We start from the raw sequence: 13991 nt of genomic DNA on the forward strand, positions 1-13991 counted from the left end.
GTGATAGGGTTCGCCGCGGATGATTGTAAAAGCACGGTATAGTTGTTCCAGAAAAATAAGTCTGACAAGCTGATGCGGAAATGTAAGAAGAGAAAGTGAGAGCTTTAGGTTCGCACGATGATGCATGCTTTCATGAAACCCATAAGCACCGCCGGTGATAAAGACAAGATGCCGGGTTCCCCGGATCATCTGCTCATTCATCCAAGCTGCCATTTCCTGCGATTTCATCTGTTTGCCATTCTCATCAAGCAACACAACAAAATCTTCAGGTTTGATCTTTTTCAATATTATTTCGGCTTCTCTAAGCTTAAGCTGCGGTACAGGGAGTTTGCCGGCAACTGAACCGACATTCACAAATGTGTTCTCAAAACTGCAATAATGAAGCAGGCGTTTTTCGTAAAGTGCGAGGCCATCCTGAATGTACTTTTCCTCAGTTTTACCAGTGTTTATAAGCGTGAACTTCATGTCTTTGGGCTAATCTGAACCATAAAGTGAAATTTGATAATCGGTATCCGATTAATAACGGGCTAAAAATACTATATTTGCAGGACTCTTTCATATTCTGATAATCTGGTGTGTTTTTTGTAAGGTTATTGAAAATTTCAAGTAAGCGCTACTACCATGATCAATAAGTTTTTCTTCATTACCTTCTTCTCAATGCTGGTTTTTGTCATTCCCACTGCTTATTCGCAGGATGAAGATGTTGGCAATACAATTGTTAGGCATATCAGTAACGGCAATTCACAGGAACTTTCAAAATTTTTTAACGCCAGCATTCAGCTCACATTGCCCGATAATGACGGCAGATTCAGCAAACCGCAGGCTGAACTCATTATGCGGAACTTTTTTATAAAATATCCGCCAAAATCTTTTACAATCAGCCACAAGGGATCTTCTTCTGATGGATCGCGTTACTTCATTGGCGTTTATAAATCAAGTAACAATACCTTCAGGTCGTATTACCTTTTGAAACTTGTTACTGATGCCGAACTCATCCATCAGTTGCGCCTCGAAAACGATGATTAAGAACTCTTAACAGCCCCCTGGTATGATGAATTATTTCAAAAGGCTGTATGATAAATTCATCCATAGTCCCCACAGGCGTTTATTGATACGTTACCTCCGTAAAATCATTCTTCCCGGATTTGATGGCATACCACTGTATGATGTCATGAAATTTTTCTTAACGGGTATTATAAAAGGGTCAGTAACAACACGCGCATCAGCAGTATCATTTAATTTTTTTATGGCGCTGTTTCCCGCAATCATTGTACTTTTCACCCTTATTCCTTATGTTCCCATTTCCGGCTTCCAGGATTCACTGCTTGAATTAATGCAAAGCCTCATACCACAACAAATCTACGAAACTGTCGAGGATACGCTTCTGGATATCATCAACCGACCGAGAGGTGGCCTGCTTTCTATTGGGTTTTTTCTGACCCTCTATTTTGCTACCAATGGTGTCAGCAGTATCATAGAAGCGTTTAACCAAACCTATTATACAATTGAAACCAGATCATTTCTACGTACACAACTTGTTTCAGTTGCACTTGTATTTATGCTTGCATTTTTATTGATAATTACAATCGCGCTCATTACTCTTGGACCCGCCCTTATTAACTGGCTTGATGCTACAGGGTTTTTACGCGGGCGTTATACTTACGAAATGATCATCGGGGTAAAATGGCTGATAACTGTGCTCATGTTCCTGATTTTGTATTCATCACTGTATTATTTTGCTCCTGCCAGGAAACAAGGTTTCAGATTTATTTCAGCAGGCTCAACATTGTCCACAATTCTTACAGTAGTCACCAGCATTGGGTTCAATTATTACGTGAACAATTTTAGTCAGTACAATACCTTATATGGCAGTATTGGAACCCTGCTGATTTTCCTATTGTTTATCTATTTCAACTCTATCATTTTGCTCCTCGGTTTCGAGATGAATGCCAGTATCATGCAGGTTCAGCGCGGGCGGAAAGCCAGCCTGAACCCGGATAGTTGAGATCCAAGCTCCCTGAAGTTCGAATTCCATTATCTTCGCAGCGTGTTTTATACAATTATTACCGATGCTTGAAAATAAAATTATTATCGCCGGTGCAGGCAGCATTGGAACTGCGCTCGGAAATGTGCTTGCCGGAAGAATGAATCCGGAAGTCATTCTTTTATCCATTGAACCGGAGGTTGTTGAGTCAATTAATGAGCAGAGTGTCAATAGCAAGTACTTCCCCGGGATTAAATTGCATCCCGATTTAAAAGCGACCATTCAAAACAAAGTTGTTAAAAATGCCGGTGTGCTATTTTTTGCTGTTCCATCTGCTGTCGTGAAGGAAGTCGCGGATAAATTGAAACCTTATCTTGACCCAAACACCATTCTTGTGAACCTTGCCAAAGGTTATGGAAACGGATCAAAAACCGTTGCTGAGATTCTGAATGCTTCATTTTCAAACCCGGTTGTAAGTTTTAAAGGCCCTGCCTTTGCACGCGAGCTTATCAACTCAATGCCAACCGGTTTTACTGTTGGAAGCGCTGATTCTTCTTCTGATGATTTTTTTCGCGAACTGACAAGTGAAACCTGCATTCATCTCGATTTTTCAAACGATCTGCGCGGCGTGGAATTGGTGAGCATCTTAAAAAACATTTATGCCATAGCTATGGGCATTGTTGATGCACATTTTAATTCGCCCAATCTACGCTTCCTGGTTTTTACAAAAGCATTCAATGAGATCAGGGAATTGCTTCTGCTGTTGGGTGGAAAAGAAGAAACACTTTTTAATTACTGCGGCATTGGCGATTTCGGGCTTACAGCGCTTAACGATCTGAGCCGTAACCGAACGCTGGGTTTACTCATAGGAAAAGGATTCTTTTCTGATACTATCGCTGATCATGTAGTGCTGGAAGGCAAAATGGCCATTAAGATTATCAGGGAAGAAGTTATATTAAAGCAACATGACCCTGGCAGGTTCAAAATATTCCATGAACTGTATCAGGTTTTTTCAGGACATTACAACCTTCCAAAATTTGTTACTAATATATTGGGAACCTGACAAAAACGGCCTACTATTTCTTCTTCAATTTGTAGAATATTTTCATCCATCTTACATAGCGGTCAATCATTTGGTTGGTGTCAACAGATATTTTAAGGAAATAGACCGGAATTATAAACAATAACCCGACAACAGCACTCCGGATCAGCACATCAACATACACAATAATGATCTCACCTACCTGGGATGTAACAAGTGTAATTAAAAGGATGAGGGCTGGAACCCAGAGCTGCCTGAGTAGAAAAGGCTGAATCTTAAAATGTATCTGTATGAAAATGATCCTCAAAAAATTGTATAGTACTAGTGTGATCATGCTTGCAAATGCGGCACCGTTCATACCGAAAACGGGGATAAAAATATAATTTGAGATCACAGCAAAAACCACCAGGCCCAGGGTGAAAAACAAATCGTAACGGTATTTTTTTGATGTGAGCATTATCACACCGTTCAGGCCTGATGTAATATCAAACAGCCTACCGATACCCAGTAGCAAAAAAACATACTTTCCGACCGCATACTCCTCTGGCATAAAAGCTAAAATCGAGTCAATATTAACCCATAACAGTAAAAATAACCCGCCACCGATGACCAGGTTGCTATCCGAAGCCCTGTGGTATAAATCTTCCATCTTATCCATCGCCCGCGCCTTCCAGTGCGAGGCAACAACCGGGGTTGATACCTTCATGATTGAACGATATGGGATAAGTAAAACGCTGGTAATAAAAATCATCGTAGTGTAAATTCCTGCTGCACCAAGGTCAATGATCCTGGCTACCATCAATGAATCTATGCTTGATAAAAGCAGCACGCTCAAATTATTGAACAATGAGAAAGCGCCATATACCAGAATAATCTTACCCAATCTTCTCCACAAGGGAGAAAAATATGGTTTGAAAAACAGTTGCCTGATATACCAGGTGTACAGGATCACAAGAATTGCGGGCAGGCAATTGGCAATCACGTAAATGGCTACAAACGCCGGAAAGCTTATGAAACCAAGAGCATAAGCAGAAATGGTGAGTGTTACAAAGATCCGGAGGGCTACCTCAAAAATCAGCGATGGTACAATGTTTTGGTATAGACTTCGCAGATAAGAATCAAATAGGTGAAAATATAAAGTGGCCAATCCCAATGGGATAAGGTAATAAATATATTCGACCAGTAGTGGGCTGCTTTCCTGGTAGTATAATTTGAAAGGTTTCTGGAAGAGTAAAAAAAGAATTGTGGTTATTAGAAAGCCTGCCATTGCCAGCACAGTGATTCCTGGCAGGAAACCATTGTGATTATTTTTTTTATCATCAAAAAAAGGGAAAAATTTGTAAGTAATATTGTACGAACCCAAGGCAGCAAACTGAGCATAAATCAGAGCAAGGGTAATCATCAGGTTGGCCAGTCCCACCTGATCGGCTTCTAAAAAATTGGTAAAAAGGAATATCTTATTGATATACCCGATTGCTGCTCCGATATAAGCTATGATGGTTATCCGGAAACTATCGCGCTGAACTATGCCCATGGTTTTCTGATACGATGGGCAAAGATATTATATTCCGGTATTCTGTTTTTCAAAAAGTACAATGAGCCAGTATGGACGGGCTTTCGAAAACAGATAGGTAAGCACATCATAAACGAAAGAAACAGGATGATGCCTGAAAGGAATGATAAAGGAATGATCGCACTTTGGACAGAGTGTGTTGCGCTTTCGCTTTTTAGTCCAGTATGTTGGGATCCAGGATGAAGCTGGCGCCAATTTATGTTTCAATTTTGTGAGCCACCGGAAAGACGGTTTCACGAGAGGCCCGCCGGTTCTCTCCTGTATGAATTTATAGCCATTGAAAGCATTCATCAGCAGGTTGGTATTCATGCTGCGCTGATGGTAATTCATATTGTAAAAATAACCGCAATTTGTGCACTTGATCAAATCCCGCTGGATATGCTCGCTGTCAGGAACTGAAATCAAAATGTATTTCCTTGCAACCCTTCTGATCTCTGCGATTGTTTCCTGATAAACGTTTTCCTCAAGATGCTCGAGCATTTCAGAGCTCAGCACCATATCGAAAGCGCCATCAGCAAACGGAAGATCGTTGCAATTGCACTGCACCTTTTTGGTTTTTACCATTTTAAGTGCAGCGACGCTGCGGTCGGCACCGGTAACATCAAAATGCTCTGCCAGGATGTTTGTTATAATGCCATTGCCGCATCCAAGATCCAGGATGGTTTTAACATCTCTTGGGATTAAAGACAGAAACAGATTGGCTTTTTCCTGAATTTTTTCATCTTGCAATTCGGCCCAGGCGAAATCTTCATAGTACAGGGGATTATCCATATATTGATATTCTGTTGATAATTAAAATAATTGTGCAAAGAACACCTAACGGGTGATTGTATCCAACACTTCCGAGAGTTTCATGGTCAGATATTTTCGGTTGTATGAGCCTATTTTATCTTTTAATTCTCCTGGATGACCTTCTGTGAAATTTTTATAAATTCGTACAACACCATCCTTGAGAGCCTGAATATCATTTGGTTCGCAGGTAACACCGGCATTCACGTTCCTGATAATCATTGATCCGTCTCCACTTTCCGGGCCAATACAAAGTATTGGTCTTCCCGTTGCCAAATATTCAAATATTTTGCCCGTAACAATGCTCTGTTGGTTAGGAGTTTGGTTGATGAGCAATAATAAGGCTGCTGATGAAGCCGCAATTCTAAGCGCATCCTGATGTGGCAAGTATGGGATAATTTCAGTCCTGTTCATCAAGCCATGACTGTCCAGGCTATACTTGAGGCTAAAATCTACTTTACCCACAAAGCGAAGGCGAAGCTTCGAGTTCATTTCTTCATTTTCGGCACACAACTCAGACATTGCCTGCCACAACATTTCAGGGTTACGATCCTTATTCACACTCCCTATATGAGTGATTGTAAACGAACGTTCAATTTCCACCGGAAGAAATCCGAAATCGTCGGCATCAAAACCGTTTGTGATGACTTTAACATTTGATGCACCCAGCTTGGTAAGGCTTTCGGCCAGGTTATTCCCAATCGTAACAACTGCATCGGCAGCACTCAGTACTTCTTTTTCCAGTTTTTTATGTTTGCGATTGGCAGCATCAGTTAGCATGAGTTGATTGTAAAAATCTATCTCCGTCCACGGATCACGGAAATCGGCAAGCCAGGGAATGCCCAGCTTTTTCTTTATACCAAGGGCAATCATGTGCATGGAATGTGGCGGGCCACTTGAAACAATCGCGTCCACCGGATTGGATCGCAAATATTCTGTTAAAAACCGGATTGATGGTTTTATCCAAAAGCAGCGTGCATCGGGAATAAAAAAATTTCCTCGTATCCAAACCGAAACTTTTTCGAGGAAGTTTGTTTTGCCGTCTTCCTTTAAAAAACCATGTGCGACCCTTTTATCTTTCTTCTTTCCGGTCAGGCGTTTGTAGAGCGTATATGGTTCCCAGACAGGCTTCTTTATGACTGTGAGATTTTCCGGAATGTCTTTAAAAAGTGTTTCGTCAACATCCGGTGGTTCGGGGTTTTCGGGTGTGTAAACCACAGGTTCCCAGCCAAATTCCCTAAGATATTTTACAAACTTTAGCCAGCGCTGAACCCCTGCCCCACCGCTTGGTGGCCAATAGTAGGTTATTATCAGCACTTTTTTCATGATGCCGGTATTATGCCTCTTTTCTGCGGGCAGCCATGTGTTTTTTAGCTTCGAAGCCAATAAATCCCAAAATCAATAGAGCCATGAGGATTGATCCTGCGAGTGAAATATTTTCTCCAACAGTATAAGACTGTGGTTCGAACCGGAACTCTATATTGTGTGAACCGGCCGGAACAATCATCGCGCGTAAAAGATAATTGACCCTGAAATGCGGCCAGGGTTCACCATTTAGGTATGCATTCCAGCCTTTATCATAAAACACTTCTGAAAATATAGCCATCTGACTTGTGGTCGTGTTGGCTTCGTAGGTTAATTTATTTGGCGCATAAGAGGTTAGAAAAATAGCAGACAATGGATCAGCCTCTAAAGTTTGACCTGCATAATTCTCAGCAAACCGCTTATCCACAACTGCTATCAGCTCGGGATTAAAACTATTGAGCGCTTCAATTTCTTCATCTGCATTTTCAACTTCCAGGTATCGGTTCACAAACCAGGCATTGCCCAGGGCGTTAAAATTTATCTGTGCTTCGGGCTGTTGGTTGCCTTCGGAATTTATAATATACTTTACATTAAACATATCCATAATGGCCATATTGCCTTTAGTAATATGGTGATCAATCAAATCCTGATAGCGCTGCAGCTTGGCTCCATGATAACCACCCATTGATTTATGGAAATAGCTGGTGGATGTTTCATTGAAAGTATTGGTTGTAAGGTTTAAAACCCTGAAATGTGGATCCACATCTTTCAGTATAATCTGGTCAGCTGCAGTGGACTGGAAAGGCCTTTCAACCTGCCGGCGGTTTACAAAACTGTCATCTGAAAGATAACGGCGGTCAATTGTCCACATATCGGCAAGGACCAAAATTGCAAGCAATGAAATCAAAACTCCGCTTTTAATTTTTCTAAATTGAAAAGCCAAAATCAGGGCAGCAGCAATTAAAATGTAAAAAAAGCTGCGCAGGGCATCGGCTTTCAATATCCCAATCCTGACATTTTCAAGCTGTCCAAAGAGCAAATCCACGGTTGCTGCCATATCGGGCTGAGTGGTTTTAAACTCCATCATACTGGCCATTTCCTGACTAGTGGTGAAACTGAAAAGCAATCGTGGGGCAACATAAAAAAGCAGCGCCAGGCCAGCTGTAAAACCTAAAGCAAGAATAAACTCATTCATTTTTGCTTTTAAAATACCCGGTCTCTCCATGATTTCCTTCAGCGCAAGCAGTGCAAGGATGGGGATGCAAATTTCGGCAATAACCAGCGTCATCGAAACTGCCCTGAACTTATTATAGCCGGGCACATGATCAAGGAAGAATTCGGTTAACGGCATAAAATTATTGCCCCATGCCAACACAACCGATAACGCTGTAGCCGATAGCAAAGCCCATTTAAGGCTACCTTTGACTATGAGGGCTCCGAGTATAAAAAGAAAGAAAACGATAGCGCCAACATACACCGGGCCGGAAGTGAAGGGTTGCTCACCCCAATAATGATTTTGCTGGCCAACCCATTCATGGTATTGTCTGTCAATTTTATTCAAAGCCTCAGGGTTTGAAGCAATGGCCTGTGTGGCTCCACCTTTAATGTTTGGTACAAGCAGCGAAAATATTTCTGCAATACCATAACTCCAGCGTGTAGCATAATCCTTGTCCAAACCGGTAGCTGTTTGCACACCAATGGTATCAGTAAGTTCCGAACCGCCTCGGATCGTATATTTCGAATATTCCAAGGTGGTAAGAATATTGGTGGTATTGACAGACAACGCAAGTACTGCTGCCAGTATAAGAACCCCTGCAGGTGCAAAAATCTGCTTGAATTTCTTTTCTCGAATGGTTTCTATCAGCCAGGCAATGCCAATGGCCAGGACTATAAAAATCAAATAGTAAGTCACTTGGAAATGGTTCGCATTGATCTGAAGCCCAAGAAATATAGCGGTTAAAATGCCGCCTGCCAGCAAACGACCACGGAGTGTTAAAATAATGCCGGCAAGTACCGGCGCCATATAAGCTATGGCTACGGCTTTAGAATTATGTCCGGCATCAATAATCACAAAATGGTAAGTTGAAAAAGCAAAGGCAATAGCCCCCAGCAACGAAACCCATGGATTGATCCCCATTACCAGCATGAGTATATAAAAACCTATGAAGTAGAGGAAAATCATATCAGCCGGCCGTGGCAAGCCCAGTGTTATGATCTTATGAAAAACATTTGAGATGTTGTTATTAAACCTCACCGAAATCTGGTAAGCCGGCATGCCCCCGAACATAGAATTGGTCCAGAGTGCCTCTTCGCCCGTTTTCTCACGATGATCAACAATTTCTTTTGCCATTCCGGTATGCTTCATGATATCCGATTGAAAAATACGCTTGCCTTCAAGCACCGGTGAAACATAAGCAAGGCTCAGGGCCAGAAAAACCAGGATTGCTACCAGGTGTGGTATTGCTTTTTTCAAATTCACTTTATTCATAGCATGGTTGTTAAAGTAAAAGCTTATTTCTCGATTTCTTCAAAATCAACTTCTTCAGCATCCGGAAAACGTGATTTTACTTTTTTTTGGCCCGGAGGCGGATATTTAACATTTACGCTTCCTTCCGGATCCGGAGGTTTCTGCTGCCACGCCTGGTTGGCTTTTTGCTGCCGTTTGACCCAAAACATCAGCAACCTGGGCAATACATAAGGCATCAGATATCTGATGAGCAAGGAGAAGAGAATGATTATGAGAATAAATGTGAGCATAAGAAAACGGTAAGAATGTAACAGGTAGCGAAATTATGGCTTTTTTGATTATAGTATGTAATTGCTGCAACTTAGTATAAAACAAAAAGGCAGCGTTTTGCTGCCTTGATCAATATTCTGTTATACAAATTATCGTTTGTCCATCATTTCACAGGAAACAGTCAGCCTTTTGCGACCCTTTGCCCTGCGTGATGCAAGCACTTTCCTGCCATCAGCAGTTGACATCCTTTTCCTGAATCCATGCTTGTTCCTTCTTTTCCTGTTGGATGGTTGAAATGTACGTTTCATGACTGTCTTGTTTTTTGAGGGTGCAAAGGTAGCGGAATTTTTAACTTCTCCAAATCATGCATCAAAAAAAATCCGGATAAAAATCTTCCGGGGAGTATATCTCCCCGGAAGATCAATAGAACTATTATTTTACAGGAACATTTTTTAGTGTTTCCAGCAAGAACTCATAGAATTTCCCAACGGATGGAATATTCACTTTTTCGTCGGGTGAGTGAGGATAGCGGATGGTTGGACCAAATGAGATCATATCCCAGTTGGGGTAAGCTGCTCCGAGAATTCCGCATTCAAGGCCGGCATGTATGGCTTTGATTTCCGGTATTTTGCCGAACCTTTTGTTATATACATCCTGCATCAGTTTCAAAACTGTGGAATCAGGATTGGGTTTCCAACCAGGATATTCACCATCAAAATTCACTTCAGCGCCAGCCAACTCAAAAATGCTGCCCATCATATTCACAAGGTCATGCTTGGCTGAGTCAACTGAGCTGCGAAGCAAACAAATCACTTTTACAGCTCCTTCAACGGAACTTACAATTGAAAGGTTGGTTGAGGTTTCCACCAATCCTGCCATTGCATCGCTCATACGGATCACACCATTGGGGCAACCGTAAACAGCCTTGACCATACTATTCTGAGCATCGGCATCCATAACAAAGGCGGGCATTTCATTTTCAGCAATAGTAATTGCCAGGCCTGGTTCGCTTACTGAAAGTTCGGCTTTAATTTTAGCTACAATCTTATCAAAACAGCTAATGTATTTTTCAACCTCAGCAGCAGGCATAAGCACCACTGCATTGGCTTCGCGAGGGATAGCATTGCGCATGTTGCCGGCATCAATAGATGCCAAACGCATTCCATGATCTTTAATGCCATGATGTATCAGCCTGATCGTAATTTTGCAGGAATTGCCACGACCCAGTGGAATATCAAGTCCCGAGTGACCGCCTTTCAACCCCGTAATATTAATTTTATAAGCTTTCATCCCAGTAGGAACAGCTTCTTCTTTATAAGGAAACCTAAAATTCCCATTGATTCCGCCGGCACAGCCAATATAAAGTTCACCTTCATCTTCGCTGTCCATGTTGATAAGAATATCGCCTTTCAGAAAATCAGGTTTGAGATTAAATGCTCCAGTCATACCGCTTTCTTCGTCAATTGTAAAGAGCGCTTCAACCGGTCCATGAACCAGGCTATTATCTTCGAGCACGGCCATGGCAGCAGCAACACCCATACCATTGTCCGAACCCAGGGTTGTTCCATTTGCCTTCACCCAATCGCCATCAATGACGGTTTCAATTGGGTCTTTTTCAAAATCGTGATCTTTATCACTGTTTTTTTGCGGAACCATATCGAGGTGGCCTTGCAGCACAACACCCATGCGGTTTTCCATTCCCGGGCTTGCAGGCTTGCGGATAATAACATTGCCAACTTCATCAACAATGGTTTCAAGACCAAGGTTTTCGCCGAATTCTTTCATGAACTGGATGATCCGCTCTTCTTTCTTTGATGGACGCGGAATTTGGGTTAAGCTATGGAAATGCTTCCACAGCAGTTTAGGTTCGAGATTAGAAATTTCACTTTTCATATTGCTATTAAATTAAATTGAATATTATGGGTTTGGGTTCAAACTAAACGGCTTAATTTTCAGCTTAGTATCAATAATGATCAAATTCGCGAGCGGTTTTCAGCATCAATCAGTTCCTGGAAAGTAATATAGCGCTGCTCATACATCAGGGTGAGGAATTTAGGCACCCTTTCCTCCGCCGGAAAAATTTTTTCACCCAATGAATCTGAAAGTTTCTGACAAAGCTGTCCAACGTTGAGCTTACCGTCAATGGCTTGCCAGGTTGCACTTCCTAATTCATCAAATTTGATCCTGAAATGATCTGATTTGGTTTTGGGAACCAGAAAATTGCTGAGTGATTTATTTGAAAATTTGGGAACCAAAAGTGTGACAAGTCCATCTTCGCCGGTTTCGTAGGATTGTCTGCGAACAGGCACGAGATCAAGGTAATTGGCACCTTTAAGAATGCGGCGGCGTTGAAAAATATTAAGTCCCACTGTTGGTTCCCAAAATTATGTGTGAATAGTAAATTAATTTTAAAAAATTAGTGCCCTCCAATCGAAGGTGGAGCTGGTTCGTCGGGTCTTCCGGCATTGCGCAACGGAATATAAATGAGAGACAGTGCAACCAGGATAAGTACAATGGTGCTGATGCTGAATGGCGGGTTGGCGAAGAAAGCAAACAGTTCCATTTCAGCGAACGCGAAGCCTGCAAAAAGCAAACCTATCAAGGCCTCGCCGGCTATAAAGCCGGCCGCCAGCAAGACTCCGATATTCTCAATTCTTACACTTTGCGCTTCATTCATTTTGCGTGATTTTGCAAGCATGTTAAGAACACCTTTGATCATACCACCAACAAAAATGGCAAATACAGTTCCGAACGGCAAGTACATACCCACGCTGATCAACATCGGGCTGCCGGCCTGGATAAGGATAAATCCTATTCCCATAAAAACTCCAACGATTATCAGCGGCCAGGTCATATCACCACCAACGATTCCACGTGATAACATCGCCATCAAGCTAGCTTGAGGAGCCGGAAGTTCCTTGCTGCCGAAACCGCCTTCATAGCCTTCGCGTAAACCTGTTGCCACATCACCCTCGTGAAGGATAAACAATGGAATAAATAATACCGCTGCTGCTACAACTACGCCGATGATATCGCCAAACTGCATTTTCCAGGGCGTACCGCCAAGAATATGCCCGACCTTGAGGTCCTGGAGCATTTCGCCGGCAACGGCTGCCGAAACACACACAATGGCAGCAACGCCGAGAACAGCGGCAATGCCTTCTTGTCCGGAAGCTCCCAAAGCAACAAGAATAATTGCTGTAACAACCAGCGCTGTAAGTGTGAGCCCGCTGATAGGATTATTGCTCGAACCCATTATCCCAACCAGATAACCCGAAACTGCGGCGAAGAAAAATGCAAGTATGATCATTACTGTTGCAGCCACAAAAGCAATGAGGAAGGTTGTTTCAAAAATTAAAAACGTGATGAGGAAAGTGGAAACTGCTACAAAAGCAATTCCGATCATAATCCATGTAAAGCTGATATCTTTTTCTGTACGCTCGATAAGCACGCTGCTGCCAGCTGCTGCCTTTTTAACATCTGATACCGATCGCGAAATTCCGGCAAATAAGCTTTTACGCATCCGGTACAGTGTATATGAAGCGCCGACAAGCATACCACCTATAGCGATAGGTCGTACGATTCTTCCCCAAACATTGTTTGCCAGGTTCATCCATGCTTCATTGGTTGCTGCCTGAAGTGTTAAATCAGGTTTGTCGGCCATAATGGATGCTATCAATCCCTGAACATCAAAGCCAGAGGACAAAAAGTAAAGAATAATTGGAGTGAGCAATCCCCATGCGAGTAGTCCACCGCCAAAAGCCAGAGATGCAAGCTTCGGGCCGATAATATAACCCACGCCCATGTATGCAGGGCTGATCTTGGGAGAATTTACCAGTAATCCACCTTCACCAACAAATGAGCTTCCTGGTATTGTTTGTTTTACAAAAACGAAAAACTTAGACCATGCAGTGGCAAAAAACTTTAACTCGCCCAGCGCCTTGATTACTGCACCGCTGATCATTGCAAGAAATAAAAATTTGCTTCCGCCTGTGCCATGTTGTCCGGCTTTATGAATTTCAGCCGCAGCAACCGATTCGGGATAAGGAAGGTCAGCATCTTCAACCATGACCCGGCGTAGAAGTGCCACGAACATAATTCCGAGTATCCCACCCACTGCCATTATCAAAGCAGAGATCATATAATTTCCTGGAGTGTAGAAATCGGGCCATATGCCGGCAATAAAGAAAGCCGGCAAGGTGAAGATAGCACCGGCGGCAACTGACTCACCGATTGAGCCAACGGTACGGGCAAAATTTTCTTCAAGGATAGTTCCTTTGAAAGCTCTGAGAATGGCCATTCCGATGACCGCTGCAGGGTAAGTGGCAGCAATGGTCATGCCCGCTTTAAGGCCCAGGTAAGCATTGGCGGCTCCAAGCACTACACACATGATCAAGCCAATGACCAGGGCGCGCAGGGTAAATTCAGCCATATTCGTTTCGGATGAAACAAATGGTACAAATTTCTTCTGTTGTGTCATAATCAGCGCATTTAATGAATAATTATTGGATTAATAAACCTTGGAATCGCTAAATAATGAAAAATCCGTGAATTGGGCAAG

The 13991-nt window shown here is 42.5% G+C and carries 13 protein-coding genes; 3 read left to right on the plus strand and 10 right to left on the minus strand.

Translation table 11 applies throughout. The annotated features are described in order from the left end of the window. Window positions 1–465: 23S rRNA (pseudouridine(1915)-N(3))-methyltransferase RlmH (locus IH597_16465; GenBank protein MBE0664051.1), on the minus strand; the 465-nt coding region annotated here is incomplete at its 3' end. Window positions 466–621: 156 nt separating this feature from the next. On the opposite strand from IH597_16465, the gene IH597_16470 reads away from it, so the two are divergent. The 3 genes from IH597_16470 (at window position 622) to IH597_16480 (ending at window position 3047) form a co-directional block, all read left to right on the plus strand. Beyond that, the gene (locus tag IH597_16470) at window positions 622–1026 is read left to right on the plus strand and encodes a DUF4783 domain-containing protein (GenBank protein ID MBE0664052.1); all 405 of its coding nucleotides are present in this window, start codon (window positions 622–624) and stop codon (window positions 1024–1026) included. 22 nt (window positions 1027–1048) lie between these two features. Beyond that, a complete protein-coding gene (locus tag IH597_16475) occupies window positions 1049–2005 on the plus strand; it encodes a YihY/virulence factor BrkB family protein (GenBank protein ID MBE0664053.1) in 957 nt (318 codons plus the stop codon). Window positions 2006–2069: 64 nt separating this feature from the next. Next, on the plus strand, window positions 2070–3047 hold the full coding sequence (locus tag IH597_16480) for an NAD(P)-binding domain-containing protein (GenBank protein ID MBE0664054.1): 978 nt from the start codon (window positions 2070–2072) through the stop codon (window positions 3045–3047). Window positions 3048–3060: 13 nt separating this feature from the next. On the opposite strand, the gene IH597_16485 is transcribed toward IH597_16480, so the two are convergent. The 9 genes from IH597_16485 to IH597_16525 form a co-directional block, all read right to left on the minus strand. Then, window positions 3061–4560, minus strand: a complete 1500-nt coding sequence (locus tag IH597_16485) for a polysaccharide biosynthesis C-terminal domain-containing protein (GenBank protein MBE0664055.1) — start codon at window positions 4558–4560, stop codon at window positions 3061–3063. A 27-nt stretch (window positions 4561–4587) separates the two neighbouring features. After that, window positions 4588–5370, minus strand: coding sequence for a class I SAM-dependent methyltransferase (locus IH597_16490; GenBank protein MBE0664056.1), 783 nt, complete (start codon window positions 5368–5370; stop codon window positions 4588–4590). Between the two features lie 45 nt (window positions 5371–5415). Next, window positions 5416–6714: a glycosyltransferase family 4 protein gene (locus IH597_16495; GenBank protein ID MBE0664057.1), complete on the minus strand. Its 1299-nt coding sequence runs from the start codon at window positions 6712–6714 to the stop codon at window positions 5416–5418. 10 nt (window positions 6715–6724) lie between these two features. Next, a complete protein-coding gene (locus IH597_16500) occupies window positions 6725–9181 on the minus strand; it encodes a YfhO family protein (GenBank protein ID MBE0664058.1) in 2457 nt (818 codons plus the stop codon). Between the two features lie 23 nt (window positions 9182–9204). Continuing rightward, window positions 9205–9450: a hypothetical protein gene (locus tag IH597_16505; GenBank protein ID MBE0664059.1), complete on the minus strand. Its 246-nt coding sequence runs from the start codon at window positions 9448–9450 to the stop codon at window positions 9205–9207. A 129-nt stretch (window positions 9451–9579) separates the two neighbouring features. Beyond that, on the minus strand, window positions 9580–9738 hold the full coding sequence (gene rpmH, locus IH597_16510; protein ID MBE0664060.1) for a 50S ribosomal protein L34: 159 nt from the start codon (window positions 9736–9738) through the stop codon (window positions 9580–9582). Window positions 9739–9862: 124 nt separating this feature from the next. Continuing rightward, window positions 9863–11323 (minus strand): aminoacyl-histidine dipeptidase, encoded by a 1461-nt coding sequence (locus IH597_16515; GenBank protein MBE0664061.1) that lies wholly within the window; start codon window positions 11321–11323, stop codon window positions 9863–9865. 80 nt (window positions 11324–11403) lie between these two features. Continuing rightward, window positions 11404–11799, minus strand: a complete 396-nt coding sequence (locus tag IH597_16520) for a PqqD family protein (protein MBE0664062.1) — start codon at window positions 11797–11799, stop codon at window positions 11404–11406. Window positions 11800–11846: 47 nt separating this feature from the next. Beyond that, the gene (locus IH597_16525; GenBank protein MBE0664063.1) at window positions 11847–13910 is read right to left on the minus strand and encodes an oligopeptide transporter, OPT family; all 2064 of its coding nucleotides are present in this window, start codon (window positions 13908–13910) and stop codon (window positions 11847–11849) included. Window positions 13911–13991: the final 81 nt, after the last annotated feature.

Source organism: Bacteroidales bacterium (assembly GCA_014860575.1).
In the GTDB taxonomy this organism is placed as follows: domain Bacteria; phylum Bacteroidota; class Bacteroidia; order Bacteroidales; family JAAYJT01; genus JAAYJT01.

Bases quoted from the DNA above. Each gene is read 5' to 3' on its own strand.
- IH597_16495 (MBE0664057.1), bottom strand. From the start codon at position 6,714: ATGAAAAAAGTGCTGATAATAACCTACTATTGGCCACCAAGCGGTGGG.
- IH597_16525 (MBE0664063.1), bottom strand. From the start codon at position 13,910: ATGACACAACAGAAGAAATTTGTACCATTTGTTTCATCCGAAACGAAT.
- IH597_16490 (MBE0664056.1), bottom strand. From the start codon at position 5,370: ATGGATAATCCCCTGTACTATGAAGATTTCGCCTGGGCCGAATTGCAA.
- IH597_16470 (MBE0664052.1), top strand. From the start codon at position 622: ATGATCAATAAGTTTTTCTTCATTACCTTCTTCTCAATGCTGGTTTTT.
- IH597_16475 (MBE0664053.1), top strand. From the start codon at position 1,049: ATGATGAATTATTTCAAAAGGCTGTATGATAAATTCATCCATAGTCCC.
- IH597_16515 (MBE0664061.1), bottom strand. From the start codon at position 11,323: ATGAAAAGTGAAATTTCTAATCTCGAACCTAAACTGCTGTGGAAGCAT.
- rpmH (MBE0664060.1), bottom strand. From the start codon at position 9,738: ATGAAACGTACATTTCAACCATCCAACAGGAAAAGAAGGAACAAGCAT.
- IH597_16480 (MBE0664054.1), top strand. From the start codon at position 2,070: ATGCTTGAAAATAAAATTATTATCGCCGGTGCAGGCAGCATTGGAACT.
- IH597_16500 (MBE0664058.1), bottom strand. From the start codon at position 9,181: ATGAATAAAGTGAATTTGAAAAAAGCAATACCACACCTGGTAGCAATC.
- IH597_16485 (MBE0664055.1), bottom strand. From the start codon at position 4,560: ATGGGCATAGTTCAGCGCGATAGTTTCCGGATAACCATCATAGCTTAT.
- IH597_16505 (MBE0664059.1), bottom strand. From the start codon at position 9,450: ATGCTCACATTTATTCTCATAATCATTCTCTTCTCCTTGCTCATCAGA.